Source organism: Legionella antarctica (assembly GCF_011764505.1).
Lineage (GTDB): Bacteria > Pseudomonadota > Gammaproteobacteria > Legionellales > Legionellaceae > Legionella > Legionella antarctica.
The window spans coordinates 3,684,856-3,703,979 of sequence record NZ_AP022839.1 but is presented as its reverse complement, the minus strand read 5'-3'; the positions used below and the strand labels follow the sequence as shown (position 1 = coordinate 3,703,979).

The window sequence follows — 19,124 nt, the reverse complement described above, 5'->3', positions numbered from 1 at the left end:
TTCCATCATGCTCAACCGGTTTTACGCAAATTGTGCTATCTTATATCTTATATTAACCACTCAAAGGATCTGTGCATGTTTAAATCCTACTCCATGCGGGAAGTGGTTAATTTCTCTTGCAGGCCCGAAAGACTTTTATCTCTTTTAATCAAATATCTGCTCTTCATAATTATGTTGATTCTGCTGGGTTCTTTCCCTGTTTATGCTGCAAAAATAGTGGAGCTCAGTATAAAGGGTCCAATTGGTCCCGCTACGGCAGATTATATGGATCGAGGAATAACAAATGCCCAAAATGCGGATTTAATTCTGGTTATCCTGGATACGCCAGGCGGACTTGACGAAGCAATGAGAATTATTATTCAAAAATTCTTAATTTCAAAAGTTCCCGTTGTAACCTATGTGAGTCCAAATGGGGCAAGAGCCGCAAGTGCAGGAACCTACCTTCTATATGCAAGCACTTTAGCTGCGATGGCACCAGGAACTCAATTAGGGGCGGCGAGTCCTGTTAGTATTGGAGGCGGATTCAAGAGTAATGAAGCACCGACCACAATGGAGAAAAAGGTGCGAAGTGATGCGGTAGCTACTATTCGCTCATTAGCCCAACTAAGAGGACGCGACCCGATTTTTGCTCAAAAGGCGGTAACGGATGCGATCTCTATAACTGCTTCAGAGGCTTTAAAATCAGGAGTAATAAATTATATTGCAACGGATGTGGCGGATTTATTGTCTCAGCTTAATAACGTGACCGTCATGCAAAATAATCAAAAAATAACCTTAAATACACTCAATGCGGCAATTGAGGTGGTGGAGCCGGATTGGCGTACCCGTTTTTTGTCGACCATCACCAATCCCACGGTTGCCTACCTTTTACTGTTGTTGGGTATATACGGCATTTTTTTCGAGTTAATGAATCCAGGTGTCGTATTCCCCGGAGTAGTTGGGGCAGTAGCAATGATCATTGCTCTCTATGCGTTACAATTATTGCCCATAAATTATGCTGGACTTGGCTTAATTATTTTAGGCCTTGCTTTTATTGTAGCTGAAGGATTTACACCAAGTTTTGGCGCTTTGGGTCTAGGAGGTACGGTCGCTTTTATCCTTGGTTCCATTTTGTTAATAAATACAACGAATGAGGCATACCAAATCGCGTGGTCAGCCATTTGGGCAATGGCTGTAGCTAATGTTGTGTTTTTGATACTTCTAATGGGAATGGTACTTAAATCAAGAAATCAAAATGTTAGAAATGGACTTAATATGCTCGTTGGCGCTACAGGCCGGGCATTAGGTGACATTAATTTACAGGGGCAGGCAGTAATTCGAGGTGAGATATGGAGTGTTTCTGCCAGGACCTCAATTGCAGCGGATAAAAATATCAAGGTCATTTCAACATCAGGACTTGTACTTGAGGTAGAAGAAGAGGGTTTGGGAAAATAAGAGTTATTGGGACTGGACTTTGGCCATTTTCCAAAACCTGCTATGAGATAATTTAAAACCTCAAGCAATATATCGAACCCAATTCTACTCACCTCGCCTCAACCATAGCATGGAATTCGAAATGATAAATATAAATTCACTATGTACTTTTTTTGTGATACTGGTTATAATATGTGAATTATTATTAAGAGAGAATGGGTATGAAAAAATCAATCTACGATTTACCTTCAGAGATAGGAAAGGAAATTTCGGGTCACCTACCTTCGATAAAAGCCAAAACGAATGCTATATTAGATAAACATACCCGAACCTTATTTCAACCCCCTGCCATTTTATCCAAATTCCTGGAGTTTGTGGCTCATGGAAAGCAAGACCATGCAGAAAAAATATTTACAATAAGGAAAAAAAATCCCCACCAGCTCCAGGAGTTATTACTTGAACGAGGCACAGTGACCGACTATTCAGGTCGAACCTTTACCAATATTTCAGCGTATGAATACGCTTATTGGGCAAAGGACAAGCATATGTGCCGGATGCTTGAATCGCATATGGACGAGAATACAAAAGCGGCGATGCTAAAGCGCTGCGAAGCGATAGAGAGCAATGGGTTAACCTATAAGCAACATGGGGTCGAGGTTAAGAATTCAAAGCATTTTGACTTAACCCCACTCAAAACAGCACTGAACAATTATATTGATGGTTATGATAACTGGGAGAGCTCCCAGAATTGTGACGCCATGAAGGCGGCATGGATGGAGGTTGGAAAAGAGCAGCGCGATGTTCCAGTCCATGTGGCTAATGAATATTGCCGTAAAGACCGCTCGTTTGACCCAACACCTCAGTTTAATGAGGACAAATTACCCCGTAAGTTAGCGTTCCACAATTATAATACAAACAAAGGCGAATCGTGGTTCCCCTTGGTTATTTCTGATTCTTCCGGGCTTGCGGTTGATTTTGCATTAATTAGGGCGGGGCGTGGGGTGGGCGCGGCGGGGCCGTGGGGGTTGGACGCTTTCGGCGGCGCCGGATGATTTGGCGGCTATAATCCGCCTTGATGAAGTAAGAACATTAGATCTCACGCAGTCGCGTAAAAACCTGGAGCCGACAAAACCTGGGCTTGAGATTGATAACCGTATTTTTTAATGGCGTGCGTGAGCAGACCGGCGGCATAGGCCGCCGGGCTAAAATCCCAGCACACATTTAAAAACCATTCAAGTAGCTCCTGGTACTGCCAACTTTCTGTTGTTCTTACCCACCACATGACCCAGAGATGTAGGTACCTTCTGATCTTTTTGGGAGACACCCCATCTTTGACCATAAGATTAATCTGCTCTCGTGCTTTTCGTAACGTCCTTGCGTGCGGGACAATAGTGTCAAGCCCAGGCGTTTGATGATTAATTGCAATCTCTGTACCCCCCCCCACAATGAGGTTAGATTTTGCGCAGTACCCGCCGGGATAACTGCTCTATCATTTGCCTGTATCACATGGGTGTTATCCTGGGTTTGCGTCCCAGGATAGTGTATTCCGAGAAAGTGGAATCCTTTCTCAATGTTGCCTATGCGTGTCTTTTTGCGCGATAAACTGAGCCGTCTTTCATGCAACACCTCCATCATGCGCTGTTTGCAACGGTTAAGCTGACGGCTGGTTTGGCACAGAATAAGAATGTCATCCTGATACCGGATATAGGTTACATCCATCGAATTGAAGGCATCATCCAATGGCTTTAAATAAATGCCACTAAAAAACTGAGACAGCGGCCCACGTAGCGCAATTCCCTGATCGGGATTTTTATATCCGCGAGGGGTTTCAATGGGATTGATAATAATTTGTTCTAGCATGGATTGGACATTGAGATCGTTATAGTGCTTTTTGATATCTTGAATCAATTGGTGATGCGGGATGGACTTGTAAAACGATTTGATGTCAGCGCGGATGATGTATTGTGGTTTTTTTTCCAAAAGCACTTGCCGGATACGCCGCGTGGCAAGCCGTACACCACTTGGTCCATGAAGATGGTAGCAATTGGGGTTCATCACGTAAGGGAAGGTAGGTTTTATTTGTTTGAGCAAAATATTTTGGAAAATCCTGTCCGATAAATGCAGCTGATCAACCATTTCATCTGGAAAATAATGGCGCTTAAGATGGCGCGGTGTATAGCTGCCATTCACCATGGATTCAACACCCCGCACCAGCCAATCATCTATTTCTCGTGCCATGAAATGCACGTCGTGATTAGGGTTTGCATGATGTTTTTGTTTGTGAATTTTGGCGAACAACTTGCGGCCAATATTCACCATGTCGGCAATACTCCATCGTTTCATGTTGATTTTTGTTCTGTATGTTCGTGGTGTGAGGCCAAGAGCGGGATGACTCCTATTTAAAAAAATTGCTAAAGCGGATAAAGCGAGTATCTTGATGTTCGCAAAAACAATAAGGTACAAGGAGTTGCTCAACAATGACACCCGAGATTATATCCGTTTTAGCTGCTTTTGCACCTTTATTTACACGTCCTACCTGGAACAATATCAATACGCTTTTCATTGGTGCCATCCTTTGTCGAGGGGCAAGGCGTATTACGAGTATTTTACGTGTTATGGGCTTAAGCGAGGTTAAAAATTTCTCAAAATATCATCGTGTATTGAGTCGTACACAATGGAGTGGTTTAACTGCCAGCAAAATTTTATTTGGTCTTTTAATCACACTGCTTCCTGAATCATGGCCCAAGATTGTTGCTGTTGATGAAACACTGGAGCGCCGACGCGGAAAGAACATCAAAGCCAAAGGAGCATACCGTGATGCTGTTGCGTCCAGCCAATCACGGGTGGTTATTTGTTTTGGTTTGAAATGGGAATGCATGACCTTGATAGTACCGCTTCCTTGGTGTAAAAGACCATGGGCTTTGCCTTTTATGGTTATCCTTTCACCATCAAAAAAGTCAGATGAGGCCTCAGGAAAAAGACACAAAACATCGATAGACTGGACCATACAAATGGTGCGTTGTGTCAGCCGATGGTTGCACCGTACCCCTTGGATTTTGGTTGGTGATGGCGCCTATGCTTGTATGGCCCTTGCAAAAGTCTGTATAAAAAATGGTGCAACACTCATATCCAGAGTACGAATGGATGCGCAGTTATTTGAATTTCCTGAGGTCAAGCCAGCGGGAAAGCGTGGAAGAAATCAAATTAAAGGACAGCGTATCCGGCTCAAGGAATTACTAGTAGATACTAAGACATGGGATACACTTCAGGTAAAGTGGTATGGTGGTGAACAAAAAACTATTGAGTGCTTAACCTTTGAATGCCTATGGTATCATGCAGGCGTTCCACCAATAAGGCTACGCATAGTGCTTGTTAAAACACCCGATGGTAAGAATGAGGCGGAGACATTTTTCAGCACCAATACGGAAAATTCACCGACACAAATTATTGAGTGGTTTGTTTTACGCTGGAACATTGAAGTTACCTTTGAAGAAACCCGTGCCCACTTAGGCATTGAAACACAGCGTCAGTGGTCAGATAAGGCTATTGCAAGAACTACCCCTCTGCTTATGGGACTACTTTCGATATTGGTACTGGTTGCCATTAAAATGCATGAAACTAAAAAATTGTTAGTGCAAGAAACTACATCATGGTATGACAAAAAGGGCGAGCTCACCTTAGTCGACATTATTACAGCCATAAGAAGATCAATCTGGGTGAAGATGTATTTTTCAATGTCTAAAAATTACGAAAATAATACGGATTCTTTAAAAATAACCGAAAAAACTGCTAACTTATTGATTTATCAACTGGCTTTGGCTGCATAATTGGCTAAAGTCGAGTGGGATAGTTCAAGGAGAAAATGATGGCTACTTTTTTCGGAGTATTAATAGTTATATTGGGGTTACTTTTTGTGTCCATGTTCAAGGTATTCCGAGAGTATGAGCGTGGTGTGGTTTTTATGCTGGGGCGATTTTGGCGGGTTAAAGGACCAGGTTTAGTCATTATTATTCCAATCATTCAACAGGTGGTTCGGGTTGATTTAAGAACCATCGTGATGGACGTCCCTAGCCAGGATGTAATCTCGAGAGACAACGTCTCCGTAAGAGTTAACGCAGTAGTATACTTTCGGGTTGTGGTTCCAGAGAATGCAATAATACAAGTAGAAAATTATTATGAAGCAACCAGTCAACTAGCTCAAACCACGTTGCGCTCAGTGCTTGGCCAGCATGAGTTAGATGAAATGTTATCCGAGCGGGAGCGGTTGAATAGTGACGTGCAAAAAATATTAGACGCTCAGACAGATAGCTGGGGCATTAAAGTATCCAATGTTGAAATTAAACATGTGGATCTGGATGAAAGCATGATTCGAGCGATTGCAAAACAAGCGGAGGCAGAGCGGGATAAAAGAGCCAAAATTATTCATGCCGAGGGTGAGCTTCAAGCATCGGAAAAGCTATTGCAAGCCTCCCAGGTTCTAGCCCAACAACCCCAGGCCATGCAATTAAGATATCTACAGACTCTAGCTGCAATTGCCGGCACCAATAATTCAACCATAATATTTCCCATGCCTATGGAGTTAGGAGAAATATTAGCAAATATGGCTTCAAAGAAAAAATAAGAGGGAAACAACCGGAGTGCTGCTTGGTCGAAATATGAGTAGCCTACCGTCTTTCAGCATGATTATGCAGCTGCCCATTAAGCTCATTGAATCCGGGTTCCTCCGAAAAATTTTAACCCAATCTTTCGTTTGGGTGAGTTTTATGATAGAACTCTATTTTTTGAAGAATTAATGAGGTTTAACCATGTCAATCAAATCAGATCGATGGATAGAAAAAATGGCTCTTGAACATGGGATGATAAGCCCATTTCAATCAGGTCAAGTGCGCGAGAATGATGGTGGACGCATTATTTCTTATGGTGTTTCCAGTTACGGGTATGATGTACGTTGTTCCAATGAGTTCAAGATTTTCACCAACATTAACTCAGCTATTGTAGATCCCAAAGCCTTTGATGAGAATAGTTTTGTCGATGTGCATTCAGACGTATGTATTATTCCGCCTAATTCATTTGCGTTAGCGCGAACAGTAGAATATTTTCGTATTCCTCGAAATGTATTGACTATTTGTCTTGGGAAATCTACCTACGCACGATGCGGCATAATAGTGAATGTTACCCCTTTAGAACCAGAGTGGGAAGGACATGTAACCCTTGAATTCTCCAACACAACAACGCTTCCTGCTAAAATTTACGCCAATGAAGGTGTCGCGCAGATGCTTTTTCTCGAAGCCAGCGAGGTATGTGCCATTTCTTATCGGGACCGTGGTGGGAAGTATCAGGGGCAAACAGGGGTTACTTTGCCCAGAACCTGATTGTAAGTATCTAAACCGGTCATTCACCAGCCTTAGTGACGCAAGAAAGGCGATATCTGCAAAATTTCACCATTCCATGAATACTGAACTCGATTGGTGTGGTAAGCGCGTCAAGCGGGGTATTGAACTGTTTGAATATAGAAATGATCATTTTGGGCATTGGCTGCGTTTGCCAAATTTGAGCGGATTGGCATCGCAATTCCAGCAATTGAGCTGACCATGAAAAACGGGAGTCCATTCCTCTCTAAACTGACGCTCAATCAAACAAGAGCGAATAGTTTCGCTTTATTCATCACGTGGCAGAGGGCAATTCATGCGTGACGCATCCACCCGTTCGCGCAGTTCTTTTCCCGGTTTAAAGTGGGGACTGTGCTTGGCTTCAGTCACTACTTTTTCGCCTGTTTTAGGGTTGTGAGCATTCCGCGGCGGCCTGTAGTGCAGTGAGAAGCTACCAAAACCGCGAATTTCTATTCGTTGCCCATTAACGAGCGCTTCGCTCATTAATTCCAATATTCTATTTATTCCATCCGCTACTTGTTTCTCGGTAAGATGTGTCATTCGAGCAGCGATGTGTTCAATGAGTTCCGATTTAATCATACCCACCTCGTTTTGTCGCGTGTTTTGCAATAGTCTGCTACCAAAACAGATCAGGTGCTGACAATTTATCCTTTGTTTTATAAGTATAGACTGGGTAAAAAATTATTCAATCTTTTCAAGCCAGTTAGTGCAAATTTGTTTTTCGAGTGTGGATATAGGCCTCTACTATCCCCCAGCTCATCTCTATTTTAGTGTGATTTGTGACTAAAAAATGAGTGGACATTAGCGTTTTGCTGGTAGTAATTACATGGTTTAGTTGGGGTAAATTATCGAGAAGTATGCAAAGACTCTCCCATACTGAACCGAATATTGTTGTTGAATTGATAAAAATTAATGTGGCCTCTTTCAGGTCGACCTCAAGAAAATTACCCAGGACAAACTCAATTTTTTTTGTCTTCTCAGCATAGTCCAGATTCGTTGCCAATTTTTTAGCCTGATCCAAGGCCCCCAGATATAATTCCGGTAACAGTTCTACTCCCACACTTTTAAGGACTGGGTATACCATGGCACAGGCAATAACTGCTTTGCCAATCCCGCTACCCAGATCATAAAAAACTGTTTCGCGGTCAGGTTTTACCAGAGACAAAAGTGCTATAAAGGGTAAGAATTCTATTTCTCCATATGTATACTCTATTGCATTCTGCTTTTGGCGTGCCAGATTGGAAAGTATAAATCCATCGATCGGTTGATATAATTGTTGAAAAACGTGCTGATGATCCTGTAAATTAAGTATTTTCTGCCAGCGCTTAATTCGTAATATTCTTCTCCTTTGTCGCATAAAGAAAAAAAACAACGCCATTAGGATAACCAGGATAACCAGGTAAACCAGACCAATTCTTGAGTCTATTAAAGCCAAGACATTATCCACCATGTTGTAGGTTATCATCGTTTAATATCTTTGTTCTTTCTTCAAGGGTTAAATTCGGCCAGGCTTGGAGCAATACTTTGCCTGCATGACGTTCATTCACGGCCTTATGGTGCATTTCCCAAGGTAGTTCACCGTTTAGATAGAGTACAATTACAAAGGCAGTAAGCACTGTAGTAAATACCGCAAAGAGGCCAAATCGCATTTGGAATAAATGGAGCAGTTTATTGCTTTTACTCACGGCATCACTAGCAACACGCTCTACATGATCGCAACTTTCATTAGCAATACGGTGAAATTGATGCGCATCATACTTAGCTAACTGACCAACAATAACATCAGTTGCTTTTGAGCAGTGTTGTTCGATTTTGGTGATGCATTGGGCGGTAAGTAATTCAAGTTGCTCTTGTTGGTCTTGAAAATTTTCAGCAAATTGATTGCAGCTATTTTCCATGATTTGGAGTTGGATTTCTCCTTGGGACAAAGCTTTTTCTGCAATCACCCTAAAACGGGTAGTGCCTGCTTGTGATAAAAGGTTTTCTAAGGATGCGAATTCATTTTGGAGCCTTTGCGAATGCTGGCTGAGCAAAGTGGCTTTTTGCTCGATTTCCTCGCGCCATTCAATCATTTTAGTTTCTGCAAGTTCAAAATAAGCAACAAATTCACCGGTATGCCGTAGTAATTCTTTGAGACGAATTAAATCATCTTCGTGAGAATGTTCCATACGCTCTCCCTACTTTTATTAGAGCTGTTCAGTCTTGAAAATGGCTCTCTGTAAAATATCCATATTTACCCCGAATTACACTTCCTAGCCTTTTGTTAGCTTCAAAAGCGTTCTTTAACTATAGCCTTATTTTGAGAACGCGACTATTATATTTCCCGACTTAAATTAGTCTTTTAATCAAGAGTAAAAAACAGTAATGCCTAAATCTGATTGCGAGCAGGTAGTTACCTAATAATTAAAGCAAACACCATTTTTAATAGATTGAGAGAACTATAGAAAGTGCACGGTGCCTCATTTGAAGGTTATTCCCTGGGTTCAGGCGATAAATTCGCTGAGGGTAGTCCCCAAAATACGCCAAATAATAAACAGGTTGTTAATATTCCCTTAATCTTGATTCATTAGAATAGAAATATAGTCTCAAGGTAGGAGAGCATCAATGACACGTACTGGGGGACATACTGGTTTTTTTACTAGAACTCCTGCGAATCAAAATAGTACGCAGGTAACACCCGAACTCAGTTTTATTAATGTGGGTGGAGAGGCGTTTCATGCGTTAGCTGTGTCATTAATCGATAGTTTACGAAATGCGCCGCGTGTAGATGATACAACTTTGAAGGTGTTACTGGATCGTTTTTTTGACTATTATCCAAAATTTAAAGCGCAACTACCCGATCTGACTCCAGCCGAACGAATGGGTATGCTGATCAATGGGCCGCGGAAATCTGAAAAAGTTGAATGCATGGCCTTTGTGTTGCGCCAACTTGCAGTTGATGAGATTTATGCTCATCCTTTAAACTATCGCGAGGCCTTTGACGGACTGAATGCCATGACGTCAAAAGGATATTTGAGGAAGCCAACTACACTACTCTCCCATTGTGTGTTTGGTGCTCTTGCTCAATCATTGGGAATAACGATTACGTTATCTTTTACTGAGCATGGAAAAGAGATAAGAAAGCGGGACGTTTTTACAGATGGCTCAGTTAGAGCCTCCCAACTTGATTTAGTACTTCAGGTCCAGGGAGAACATTATTTCCCTGGAGTAGAGAATAAAGTCGATTTTGCTTATGTAGGTCAACTGGCTATAAGTCCACCCGAACCAGTCGTCGATGGTAATGAGAGTACTGGTACCATAGCTCCTATGGTTACTTTGATAGATGCAGATAATAAACGAATGGTACAATCCTTCTTGCAATGGCGAGAGAATTTTTTGACTATGTTAAAGGGCAAAGAATTAACCACTGCAAAGATGATAGATTTTTATATTGAATTCTTACCTGCCATGAGGGGTGTTATTGACGATACAAATGCATTTTTTTCCAAATTGACTCATGCAGCTGAAACTCCTGTGACCATCGAATCATTTAGTGGTCCAAATAAACAGATCAATGAGCTTTTGGCAACTTCGTTGGCTGGATGGATTAGTACAAATAAAATTGAGGTTGATCAATTATTTGAGCGTATAGAAGCCCAGTCCAGCCAGTCATCAACTCCTGCTGCATAAAGTGCGACAATTAACCTATCCGCTAAAAAGAGGGTGGGTTAAAGAAATATTTAGAGAAAACCCTGAACTTTCATCCATTCATCGTTAGCAAATTTAGACAGGTAATTCCGAATAGAGTCGGGTAAAATCACCAGGCATTTCTTCCCTTTGCCTAGAGATTTTGCTGCCTGTAAAGCACCCCACATGGCCGCACCACAGGAGCCGCCTACTAATAATCCTTCATCGCGAATCAACTGTCTTGCTGTACGAAACGAATCAGCATCATTCGTTTTAATGTAAGCATCAATCAAGCTATTATTCAGTACATCAGGAAAAAAATCATAGCCTATGCCCTCTACCTGGTAGGGTTTGATTTCACTACCGCCACCAAGAATTGAACCTTCAGGATCCACCCCTATAATCTTAATTGCCGGATTATATTCTTTAAGACGTTTTGCTATACCGGTAATGGTTCCGCCAGTGCCAACACCTACTACGACCATGTGTAAATCTTTGCCGAAATCATCAATGATTTCTTGAGCTGTTCCACAGTAATGAGCGTTTGGATTATTAGGATTTGCATATTGGTCCAGAATATAGGAATTCGGTATTTCTGCCTGTAATTTTTTAGCTAAGGAAATATGGCTGTCCGGATCATGCGATGCAGCTTCGGTTCGGGTTCTATAGATTTTTGCACCCAGACGTTCGAGTACGCTTTGTTTTTCCTGACTCATTTTTTCTGGCATGGTAATAATCGCTTTGTAGCCTAAAACGGCAGCGGCCAGAGCAATACCTATTCCTGTATTACCAGACGTGGGCTCAATAAGTGTATAGCCAGGTTTGATTTTTCCATCGCGCTCTGCATTAATTACCATCTCATAACCAATACGATCTTTTATCGAGCCACCAGGGTTGAGGAACTCACATTTGGCATAGAGCTCGCAATCCAGGTCATTGCCCAGACGATTAATCTTGACAACAGGAGTATGTCCTATTGTTGTCAGTATATTGGGGTAAATCATAGTAGTCCTTTAGGGTGATTGAATGCTTGATTATAAGCATATAGGTTGAAAAAGAAAACGTGGGCCTGTTAAAAATGGATACGAGGAAGGTTGTGTTGCTCTTCTAAACATCCCGCATGCCGCAATCTGCTCCTGAACGGTCTTCACTTTTTTCATATGGGAGCCTCCAATTGAGCCTCCCTATTTATTTGATGTAATATTTTGAGTGCAACATTTAATTGTTTTTTTGTAATTTTAAAGCCTTTTTTTAAAGCTTATCTCCCTAAAAACACTAATGATAAAACACGAGTAAATTTGGAAGAATGAGCCTGGAAATCAGCGACTACTCCTCTACATTTTGTCTCTATTCCAGCAAGCCAAGCAGCAAAAGTAGCGATAGCTACAATAAGTAGTAAAATAGCTAATCTTGCTGGTGACTTAGAGAGGCTGTTCTTAAGTCCTAAGCCGTAATGAGAATATTTAGTATCTCTTATGTTTTCTTCTATTCTCATGCGTTGTCTGAATTTAAATGAAGAGATGAGACAACAACCCACGGTTCTTTATTGGCCCTTGAATGCAGTTTGCTTTTTCCAGAGCAACTGTTTTTTTGTTTTTATTAAGCTTGTGCCTATTTTTACTTGCGCCTTTATACACTATAAAGTTCGATGGAACTTTTCCTTTTTCAGTTAAAATCCCGAGGTTTTGTTGTAGCTTGCAAAAAAAAGTGTGACTAAATTCCCCGGTTGGTGACGTGTCTAAGAGCACTAAATTTTTATTACGTAATCGCCCGACAAAATCCCACCCAGGGTCCAGTATATGTTGAAACCAAGGGACGCGAAATCCTGCATCAGTAACGATAATAGGCCTAACGGATTGAGGTAATAACTTTTTTAGTTGATTTAAAAACCCTTGGTGAGTCGCATGATTATTTTCACTCTTTTTAAGATGGCACTCTTCATAAATAACAATCGAGCGACCCGACATAGATAGATAGACTGGCTCGTAAAGCATAAAGGTTGGTTGTAGAGTTAATACAGGTCCAATCAATATGCAGCCAAGGCGTTGAATTCTCATGGATTAAATAGGTAAACATCACGTGATGTAAATCATTGTGCTCCTCTTGTAGATATTTATTGCCTAACAATCGGTCAATTTTTTGGATATTGCTGCTCGTTTTATTTTTATTTGATAATGCTCTTCCTAAACCCGTTAAATATAAGTTGTTACTCTTAATCGCTATTTCACTAGCATCAAATAGATTCTGAAGTCGGGATTTATGCACAAAAGGTAATTCTTTTTGAATAGGTTATGTAATAATCTCATGTGTTGCATGACGTTGATCTCATAATGTCTCGAAACGCTATTTGATCATAAACGTCATGCACATTCAATTTTTATATTATTAATTATTTCAATAAGTTACGACCATTTTTTCTGAGGAACTCTCAGGATCTGCTCGCGGCATCTTATAGTCCTAAAGTAAACCAATAAATTCGCTTTCAGAAATGGAATAGTTAATTTATGACCCTCATATCGAAGAACACGGTACCAGTATTATCTCCTTTTACAGGTATGGTTGCTTGAGGGTGGGGTTGGGTTCTGTTTGAGCCTGGTGCAAATGCCAGGGAGCAGGATTCGCGGGCTTTTAATACCTCGCAGATGGATGTCTGGTTTACATCACTAAACTCAACAGGCAGTGTTGCTCGGACGTTTATGGCATCGACATCAGAAGTATTTTGAATAATCACATAACCCTCATTTGGGGGCATAACAGTTAGAGTGACAAGACAGTTCTGCATTGTGTTTCGACACGTTGTAAATGTGGATTTGGTGCTTTTGGATGCAGCTACCACTGTTAAAGTAGCACTTCCTGTAGAATTAGCATGGATAGCAGCTTCTGCTCCACCAAGTACCAAAGAAATTGTGGCGAACAGGGCGCTTTTTAAACGGACTTTTTTCATCATTCCATCCTTAGTTGAGTTGAATCGTAAAATTTTTTAATTCAGACAAAAATGAGATAATTAATAAAGAATTATCGTATCCTGTCAGAATCGCCGGGTAAGTGTCTGCCACTGAGCCCGGACTAATCCGAGCCGCGCGCGTCAGCAAGCGGAATTATCTCGAGATGCTTATGTGGTGCATGGAACCTGCCGCACTTTAAGTAAGATTAATTCAGCCAATGATGGCATTTCAAATTTTTTAGTCACCCTATCGTAAATATACTGATAAACGTTAACTTTCAGTTTTCTGGCCGTCTGTACAATCGTGGCAAACGTATCCTTTGATTTGGTGCCATTTTGGGAGACCGTTTGGAGATTGATGTCGCGTATCCTTGCTTGAAACCGTGTCCCTAATTCAGAGGCATTGTTGTGCAATGGCAGAAATGGATGGTCTAACACCAATAATAACGCTTGTTTTTTAGCACGTGTCTTTGCAATGCGTTGATCTAAAACATCATAGCCTGTCGTGGTTGCGAACAAAGTATCAAATTGCATTGATAGTTGTTGGGCCATTGATTGAGATGGAGCCGTCTTGTAAGTCAATAATGCATGGTAGAAATCCCATAATTGCTCAAGAAATACAGCCAATATATTCTGATTCATATCTGAGAATGGAGTGAGTTTTTTATAATGACGACCTTCATGGATCCAGCACAGCGCATGATGTAGGGCCAATTTATTAAACTGAGGCGCATCATCTGTCATTAAATAATGGATGAAGTATTTCGAGTGCTGATAATAGGCAAGAGCTGCTGACTCAAGAATTATGCGTCGATTCGTGCTGTGTTTTTTTGGATTTGGAAAAAGTGTTCCCATCAAACTATCGATTGATTCACGTGTGAGGGGTTGTGCATGCAGCATTGGTTTAATTTGATCCAACCATTTTTTTGCGAGACCAAACTCATCCATTAACTCATAAGCCTCCTGATTAAACATAAACTTTAATTGGTCTCGACACAGCAACTCCAATAAGGTCAAGCGATCTTTTTTACGACGAGTGAAGTATGCTGTAAAAAAGTCATTACATAAAACATGGGTGTAGTGATTTTTGCCGTTAACACGACTGCCTGTGTCATCCATCTGCTGGTACAAGCCTGCGTTGCTACCGGCATCGACAATATCTTCTTTTTCCTGATGAAAAATATCATTGCCTTCTGTCAGCATGGAAGCAATTTTACCATGTGATATTTGAATACCACATGTTTTTAAAAAGCGCTCAATGGCGCTCTCCGTCATCCCTGCATCACGGTATAATGTGATGACCAGCGCTTTAACCCCAGGACCAAATTCACTGCCCTTATATTCGCCAGGAATCGGCGCAATAAAGGTTTTTTTCAAAGATGGTGAGTAATACGTTTCCAGCTTGAATTCAACATTATCCGTGATGATTTTTAGATCCTGGATGATTCGAATCTCAAAACCCTTGAACTTGGCGTCATCTGGCAGCGTTGCTTTGTCCAGAGCAATCGTAACACGTCTATCAATACGTACGTTTTTTTTGTCTTTGCCTGTGTTTTTATTGTTCCCTTTACCACGTTTATTGCGATCTCCTTCAGATGAATGATTGGAATTGCCTGTATTATCGCCATTGCTACCTTTGGATTGACCGCGAATATTAGGTTTGCCCTGTTCACCCTTAAGGCGGTTTATCTCATCACGTAATACTTGGTTTTCCTCTCTGAGCAAAGCATTTTCTTCGGCAAGCATTTCGACCAAATTAACCAATACCTTAATGATAGTCACGGCCTTTTTGTCGGCAAGACTATCGATATCTTTTGTTAACTCATCTAAAACTTGTTTGATTTCTTGGCGTTTCATCATCTACCACTGCGTTACTAATGCTGATACGGCAATCATAACATGACTTTTTTTGAACGCATTTTTCGAGTTTTAACGCCACTAAGGGCTAAGAAAAAATCTGACCTCAGGAGGGAGATGTTTTATTAGTGAAAGGGGCTACATTGTGATCTTGGGGATCTTAGGGCATGCATATTGCATGACTTACGTTTGATATGGAAAAACATCAGTTTTACAGAAAAACCGTGTCAATAGGTATTTTGAATATTTTTAAAGAATTCCGCTTGCTGACGCGCGCGGCTCGGATTAATCCGGACTCAGTGGCAGACACTTACCCGGCGATTCTGACAGGATACGAATTATCCTACATTTCCTGCTTATGTAACACAACAGTACTGCGAATTATTAAATGTTTTCCATCTGACAGCAAGCAGGGAGGAGGCACTATATAATTCGGGCTTGGCCGATGCTGGGAACTACATCGGATAAGAAGAGAATCGCTTGACGTCATAGGCCAGTAATTTAAAATAATCATAAGACATATAGAAGTCGCCATAATCGCCAACAGAGCTTCCCCATGAGTTACGCAAGGTTAACAGCCCCTTGTGTTTCGTTCACTTATCATCAGTAGCAGTGGCATTATCATCATACCCTGTAATGATCATTTCATGGGCCGCCTCGATACTGTCAATGCCTTCTAATATCTTAGGCGTTAACACCCAGCTATCTTTGTATATCCATGTCTTGTGTTTACCTAATGCTCCAACAAACCCCAGGTCGGTACGAGGGAGTAAGACCGCAAATATCAGCCTATCTCCAGAATGGAGGGCTTGTTTTACTTCGTTTAATGTTTTAGCCGGCTCGTATTTTTGAAATACATCAGCCCAACTGACAAATTTACCGAAAATCAGTTCACTTATTGCGCGATATTGTTCGGGCTCCATAAAAGAGTTTCGACTGTGAGACTTATTGGTTGGGTATTGAGTCATCCCCCCACAGCCTACACTTTTTTGTTTTTTCTTAGTAACAATGCCAAACTGTTCAATTTGATTTATCACGGATATAGCATGGCTGCCATTCCAGCCACTCATACCATAACCATGCTTTTCTAGATAGCTGCCTAATTGCAGGTTACAAAGCTGGCTAATATAATCACTTTGACCCATTACTGCATCGAGGGCACCGGTAACTGCAAAGGTAACACAGGTCCCATGTATCCCTTGATCCAGGACGGGTACATTATTCATTCCAAGCTGTACTTTCTGGGCTATGGAGGTGCTTTCATCGTTTTGAGATGTTAGAGAAAACTGATGGGTGTGTGTGAATGCATCTTGTGCACGCTTCGCAAGAAGATCGTTTGCTTCATCAGAAAGCTGAATCTGCAATAATTGAATTATTTTTTTATTTGGTAACTTGCTGGATTCTATAAGTTTTTGGGATGAATCCACTTTTTCTTGCTTTAAGATATGTTTTATTGAACCAATAACAGTGACATCTTCAGCAGAAGCTCCTTTTAACACCAAAATTAAAGCAAGGATTTGCATTAATACAGTCGTGATTCTTTTGAAACCCATAAAGGTATTTCCCTGGAAATTTTTGTGTGATTATTGCACTTTGTGGCCCTCTGGTCAACAGTATTACACTTGTTGCCTTCGGGAGTAACACTCATGACAAACTGGTAGGAAAGCTGCTCAGGTCGGGGGTTGAACAAAGCTTGAATGACAATAAGTGATTGAGCCATGGTAAATGAATCAATAACCATTGATTCATCATGGGGATTAATTTATATTTTGATTTCTATCAAAAAAATACAGGATGTGCGCTATGCCAGGTAAATGGTATCATTGGATTATGTTATTTGTACTGGTTTGGGTTGTTGGTTGCACTGATACTTCAACGGCAAACATGCCTGAGAGTGCTGGACTGGCCGCGAACACGCAAAACCAAACAAACACAGCTCAAACTACTATCACGAATGGGGCGTTAATAATGCCGCCACAGGCTACCCTGCAAGTAGCTGAGTGTGGACAAACAATAACACCATCGCTGCTTCCACATTAGGAAACGGAATGGGCTGAATTTATGGCCTGTATTAACTTATTGCACCATTTATAAAGGAATATAATGAGAACTAATATTTTTTTCTCTTTGTTGCTTTTGCTCTCCAACGCTGTGGATGCTCAAAATCAGTCTCTTTCTGTCGAAAACAAAATGAAGAGTGAGCAAGAAGTAGAGCAATTAATTCAACAGTATCTGCAACCTAAAGCTATTGTTACTACGTTTTATGATGACTTTAAATTTTCATCGAATCAGGGAGCATTTTTTAATCAATATTCCGGCCACACTAATTTTGTTTCTGTGGGTGGCGACAATTTTAAAACATATAATTTCTATTGGGGGCTTAATTTTTACAATATAACTACCAACACGAGCGCTCTTACCCGAATGACGAGCATCCTTAACCAAGCCCGTCAATCATTTGTAGATAATGGAGTGTATCTGCATGTGATGAAACACGTGTTTTCCCCTGTTTTTATTGATATATTTGCAAGTTTTGGTCGGGATAATTTTACCCTGAGTAATACTATAAATGGCGATACGGCTAATCCATTAACTGGTTTTGCGAACTATAACGGTAATGACAGCACGGTAGGTGCACGTACTTTTTTTGGTCAAAGCTATAGATCCTTTTATCTCCGGGGTGACTTAACGTATTTTTATAGTAATTTTCGCCAACAGAATTACACGGTTATTTACCCAAATCAAAATGTTTTTGTGCCCTCCCTGAAAACAAAAATAGGGACCACAATGGAGTATGCGCGCCTGTATTATCAGCTAAATGAACGCGTTTCACCCTTTGTAAGCGGGGGATTTATCCAGATAGTAAGTCGAGATTTCAGCAGATCCATAACGGCCGCTAATTTCGGTGCTCTTTCTGCCACCCCAGAAGTTCTTTTGGGACGATATGGCTATGGTTATGGTATCGGGATAGATTATCATTACAAACAGCTGCGTATTATACCATCTTATGCGCATTCTGTTCGTGGCAGTACCTATCATGATAACCTGGTAGCTATTAATTTTCAGCTTAGTGGAATGGGCTAATGGAGAATAAATATTTAGCGTGCAAAATATTTATGGTTATTTGATGTCTTTTAATTTATATTAATTAACGAGTTAAAGACTTTTGAAGTCACTTCTCAATAAGTTCGAGAAGCGTCATGGATACGATATGGTGGGAGATTTCCTTCACTATGTGTAGGATGATGAATTTTCTCGGGTTATTGATAAATTATTTTTCAAAAATTATCAGAATTATTTTATTAACTTTTGCAGGAAGCGAATTATGATGAATTTAAAAAAATGGGGTTATGGGATAGTTGTTTCTCTGGTTTTTGGCGTATCCGGTTGCTATATGGACGGGCGCAATCCCCAAGCCGATGAATATACACCACGCCAGACGATGAAACAAAATACCGGTGCTACTAAAACCAACACCAACAGTGCTACCAAAGAGGCTGTCAAAAGCTCTTCGTCTAAAGAGCCAGCTCAAAGATCCACACCAGGACCTAAACAAACAGCTGCGCCTCAACTTCCAGTGATTCAATAATCTTATCCTTCACTTTATTCCCTCTCCATAAACAGATGGGAGGGAATACATTGTTTGTACCCGGCTAGTGCTAAGCTAGTGATCGTCATGTTCAATAAACACTAAAAATTTATTTTGTGATAACAATAAAAGAAATGCAAGTTGATCGTAACGCTTAACTAATTGTTTCTAATTTAAAAATATGACTATAAAATATACTAATGAGCTTGATGCGATTCATTTCTGGCGTTCACTTCTTCTATATGGGTTCAAATTACATTATACT

General features: G+C 40.8%; 20 protein-coding genes. 9 read left to right on the top strand and 11 right to left on the bottom strand.

Annotation, left to right across the window (positions count from 1 at the left end; genetic code table 11):
• Positions 1 to 171 precede the first annotated feature (171 nt).
• Positions 172 to 1,434 carry an NfeD family protein gene (locus tag HRS36_RS17390; protein ID WP_420814340.1) on the top strand — a complete coding sequence of 421 codons (1,263 nt, stop codon included), beginning with the start codon at positions 172 to 174 and terminating at the stop codon, positions 1,432 to 1,434.
• 200 nt (positions 1,435 to 1,634) lie between these two features.
• Positions 1,635 to 2,465 carry a hypothetical protein gene (locus tag HRS36_RS17385; protein ID WP_173235463.1) on the top strand — a complete coding sequence of 277 codons (831 nt, stop codon included), beginning with the start codon at positions 1,635 to 1,637 and terminating at the stop codon, positions 2,463 to 2,465.
• Positions 2,466 to 2,509: 44 nt separating this feature from the next.
• Here the strand turns inward: HRS36_RS17385 and HRS36_RS17380 are convergent, their stop codons facing one another.
• On the bottom strand, positions 2,510 to 2,695 hold the full coding sequence (locus HRS36_RS17380) for a hypothetical protein (RefSeq protein ID WP_173235382.1): 186 nt from the start codon (positions 2,693 to 2,695) through the stop codon (positions 2,510 to 2,512).
• Positions 2,683 to 3,756: a reverse transcriptase/maturase family protein gene (locus HRS36_RS17375; protein WP_173235461.1), complete on the bottom strand. Its 1,074-nt coding sequence runs from the start codon at positions 3,754 to 3,756 to the stop codon at positions 2,683 to 2,685. The genes HRS36_RS17380 and HRS36_RS17375 overlap by 13 nt, the downstream gene beginning before the upstream one ends.
• A gap of 134 nt (positions 3,757 to 3,890) precedes the next feature.
• Here HRS36_RS17375 and HRS36_RS17370 point away from each other — a divergent pair, with 134 nt between their 5' ends.
• From HRS36_RS17370 to dcd, 3 genes are all read left to right on the top strand, one after another.
• Positions 3,891 to 5,240, top strand: a complete 1,350-nt coding sequence (locus tag HRS36_RS17370) for an IS701 family transposase (RefSeq protein ID WP_173235460.1) — start codon at positions 3,891 to 3,893, stop codon at positions 5,238 to 5,240.
• Positions 5,241 to 5,278: 38 nt separating this feature from the next.
• Positions 5,279 to 6,034, top strand: a complete 756-nt coding sequence (locus HRS36_RS17365; RefSeq protein ID WP_173238339.1) for a slipin family protein — start codon at positions 5,279 to 5,281, stop codon at positions 6,032 to 6,034.
• 184 nt (positions 6,035 to 6,218) lie between these two features.
• On the top strand, positions 6,219 to 6,785 hold the full coding sequence (gene dcd / locus HRS36_RS17360) for a dCTP deaminase (protein ID WP_173238337.1): 567 nt from the start codon (positions 6,219 to 6,221) through the stop codon (positions 6,783 to 6,785).
• Between the two features lie 285 nt (positions 6,786 to 7,070).
• Here dcd and HRS36_RS17355 read toward each other — a convergent pair whose 3' ends face one another.
• The 3 genes from HRS36_RS17355 to HRS36_RS17345 all read right to left on the bottom strand — a co-directional run bounded on the left by HRS36_RS17355 (position 7,071) and on the right by HRS36_RS17345 (position 8,971).
• Positions 7,071 to 7,382, bottom strand: a complete 312-nt coding sequence (locus HRS36_RS17355; protein ID WP_173238335.1) for an integration host factor subunit beta — start codon at positions 7,380 to 7,382, stop codon at positions 7,071 to 7,073.
• Positions 7,383 to 7,506: 124 nt separating this feature from the next.
• On the bottom strand, positions 7,507 to 8,268 hold the full coding sequence (locus tag HRS36_RS17350) for a class I SAM-dependent methyltransferase (protein ID WP_267313914.1): 762 nt from the start codon (positions 8,266 to 8,268) through the stop codon (positions 7,507 to 7,509).
• Positions 8,243 to 8,971 carry a hypothetical protein gene (locus HRS36_RS17345; RefSeq protein ID WP_173238333.1) on the bottom strand — a complete coding sequence of 243 codons (729 nt, stop codon included), beginning with the start codon at positions 8,969 to 8,971 and terminating at the stop codon, positions 8,243 to 8,245. The genes HRS36_RS17350 and HRS36_RS17345 overlap by 26 nt, the downstream gene beginning before the upstream one ends.
• A gap of 436 nt (positions 8,972 to 9,407) precedes the next feature.
• On the opposite strand from HRS36_RS17345, the gene HRS36_RS17340 reads away from it, so the two are divergent.
• Positions 9,408 to 10,472 carry a hypothetical protein gene (locus tag HRS36_RS17340; protein WP_173238331.1) on the top strand — a complete coding sequence of 355 codons (1,065 nt, stop codon included), beginning with the start codon at positions 9,408 to 9,410 and terminating at the stop codon, positions 10,470 to 10,472.
• Positions 10,473 to 10,522: 50 nt separating this feature from the next.
• Here the strand turns inward: HRS36_RS17340 and HRS36_RS17335 are convergent, their stop codons facing one another.
• From HRS36_RS17335 to HRS36_RS17310, 6 genes are all read right to left on the bottom strand, one after another.
• A complete protein-coding gene (locus HRS36_RS17335; RefSeq protein ID WP_173238330.1) occupies positions 10,523 to 11,473 on the bottom strand; it encodes a pyridoxal-phosphate dependent enzyme in 951 nt (316 codons plus the stop codon).
• A gap of 254 nt (positions 11,474 to 11,727) precedes the next feature.
• Entirely contained in the window at positions 11,728 to 11,964 is a 237-nt protein-coding gene (locus HRS36_RS17330; RefSeq protein ID WP_173238329.1) for a hypothetical protein, read from the bottom strand.
• A gap of 13 nt (positions 11,965 to 11,977) precedes the next feature.
• Positions 11,978 to 12,463, bottom strand: a complete 486-nt coding sequence (locus tag HRS36_RS17325; RefSeq protein WP_173238328.1) for a transposase — start codon at positions 12,461 to 12,463, stop codon at positions 11,978 to 11,980.
• 503 nt (positions 12,464 to 12,966) lie between these two features.
• The gene (locus tag HRS36_RS17320; protein ID WP_173238327.1) at positions 12,967 to 13,416 is read right to left on the bottom strand and encodes a hypothetical protein; all 450 of its coding nucleotides are present in this window, start codon (positions 13,414 to 13,416) and stop codon (positions 12,967 to 12,969) included.
• Positions 13,417 to 13,581: 165 nt separating this feature from the next.
• Positions 13,582 to 15,273 carry an IS66 family transposase gene (locus tag HRS36_RS17315; RefSeq protein WP_173235423.1) on the bottom strand — a complete coding sequence of 564 codons (1,692 nt, stop codon included), beginning with the start codon at positions 15,271 to 15,273 and terminating at the stop codon, positions 13,582 to 13,584.
• Between the two features lie 590 nt (positions 15,274 to 15,863).
• Positions 15,864 to 16,823, bottom strand: a complete 960-nt coding sequence (locus tag HRS36_RS17310) for a C1 family peptidase (RefSeq protein WP_226905517.1) — start codon at positions 16,821 to 16,823, stop codon at positions 15,864 to 15,866.
• 250 nt (positions 16,824 to 17,073) lie between these two features.
• Here HRS36_RS17310 and HRS36_RS17305 point away from each other — a divergent pair, with 250 nt between their 5' ends.
• The 3 genes from HRS36_RS17305 (at position 17,074) to HRS36_RS17295 (ending at position 18,859) form a co-directional block, all read left to right on the top strand.
• Positions 17,074 to 17,310 (top strand): hypothetical protein, encoded by a 237-nt coding sequence (locus tag HRS36_RS17305; protein ID WP_173238326.1) that lies wholly within the window; start codon positions 17,074 to 17,076, stop codon positions 17,308 to 17,310.
• Between the two features lie 63 nt (positions 17,311 to 17,373).
• On the top strand, positions 17,374 to 18,354 hold the full coding sequence (locus HRS36_RS17300) for a hypothetical protein (RefSeq protein ID WP_173238325.1): 981 nt from the start codon (positions 17,374 to 17,376) through the stop codon (positions 18,352 to 18,354).
• Between the two features lie 241 nt (positions 18,355 to 18,595).
• Positions 18,596 to 18,859: a hypothetical protein gene (locus HRS36_RS17295; RefSeq protein WP_173238324.1), complete on the top strand. Its 264-nt coding sequence runs from the start codon at positions 18,596 to 18,598 to the stop codon at positions 18,857 to 18,859.
• The last annotated feature ends 265 nt before the right edge of the window (positions 18,860 to 19,124 follow it).

Excerpts from the sequence above, each read along its gene's own strand:
- HRS36_RS17300 (WP_173238325.1), top strand. The coding sequence starts at position 17,374 with ATGAGAACTAATATTTTTTTCTCTTTGTTGCTTTTGCTCTCCAACGCT.
- dcd (WP_173238337.1), top strand. The coding sequence starts at position 6,219 with ATGTCAATCAAATCAGATCGATGGATAGAAAAAATGGCTCTTGAACAT.
- HRS36_RS17295 (WP_173238324.1), top strand. The coding sequence starts at position 18,596 with ATGATGAATTTAAAAAAATGGGGTTATGGGATAGTTGTTTCTCTGGTT.
- HRS36_RS17390 (WP_420814340.1), top strand. The coding sequence starts at position 172 with ATGTTGATTCTGCTGGGTTCTTTCCCTGTTTATGCTGCAAAAATAGTG.
- HRS36_RS17310 (WP_226905517.1), bottom strand. The coding sequence starts at position 16,823 with ATGGGTTTCAAAAGAATCACGACTGTATTAATGCAAATCCTTGCTTTA.
- HRS36_RS17355 (WP_173238335.1), bottom strand. The coding sequence starts at position 7,382 with ATGATTAAATCGGAACTCATTGAACACATCGCTGCTCGAATGACACAT.
- HRS36_RS17370 (WP_173235460.1), top strand. The coding sequence starts at position 3,891 with ATGACACCCGAGATTATATCCGTTTTAGCTGCTTTTGCACCTTTATTT.
- HRS36_RS17375 (WP_173235461.1), bottom strand. The coding sequence starts at position 3,756 with ATGAAACGATGGAGTATTGCCGACATGGTGAATATTGGCCGCAAGTTG.
- HRS36_RS17340 (WP_173238331.1), top strand. The coding sequence starts at position 9,408 with ATGACACGTACTGGGGGACATACTGGTTTTTTTACTAGAACTCCTGCG.
- HRS36_RS17315 (WP_173235423.1), bottom strand. The coding sequence starts at position 15,273 with ATGATGAAACGCCAAGAAATCAAACAAGTTTTAGATGAGTTAACAAAA.
- HRS36_RS17380 (WP_173235382.1), bottom strand. The coding sequence starts at position 2,695 with ATGTGGTGGGTAAGAACAACAGAAAGTTGGCAGTACCAGGAGCTACTT.
- HRS36_RS17385 (WP_173235463.1), top strand. The coding sequence starts at position 1,635 with ATGAAAAAATCAATCTACGATTTACCTTCAGAGATAGGAAAGGAAATT.
- HRS36_RS17320 (WP_173238327.1), bottom strand. The coding sequence starts at position 13,416 with ATGATGAAAAAAGTCCGTTTAAAAAGCGCCCTGTTCGCCACAATTTCT.
- HRS36_RS17350 (WP_267313914.1), bottom strand. The coding sequence starts at position 8,268 with ATGATAACCTACAACATGGTGGATAATGTCTTGGCTTTAATAGACTCA.
- HRS36_RS17305 (WP_173238326.1), top strand. The coding sequence starts at position 17,074 with ATGCCAGGTAAATGGTATCATTGGATTATGTTATTTGTACTGGTTTGG.
- HRS36_RS17365 (WP_173238339.1), top strand. The coding sequence starts at position 5,279 with ATGGCTACTTTTTTCGGAGTATTAATAGTTATATTGGGGTTACTTTTT.
- HRS36_RS17325 (WP_173238328.1), bottom strand. The coding sequence starts at position 12,463 with ATGCTTTACGAGCCAGTCTATCTATCTATGTCGGGTCGCTCGATTGTT.
- HRS36_RS17335 (WP_173238330.1), bottom strand. The coding sequence starts at position 11,473 with ATGATTTACCCCAATATACTGACAACAATAGGACATACTCCTGTTGTC.
- HRS36_RS17345 (WP_173238333.1), bottom strand. The coding sequence starts at position 8,971 with ATGGAACATTCTCACGAAGATGATTTAATTCGTCTCAAAGAATTACTA.
- HRS36_RS17330 (WP_173238329.1), bottom strand. The coding sequence starts at position 11,964 with ATGAGAATAGAAGAAAACATAAGAGATACTAAATATTCTCATTACGGC.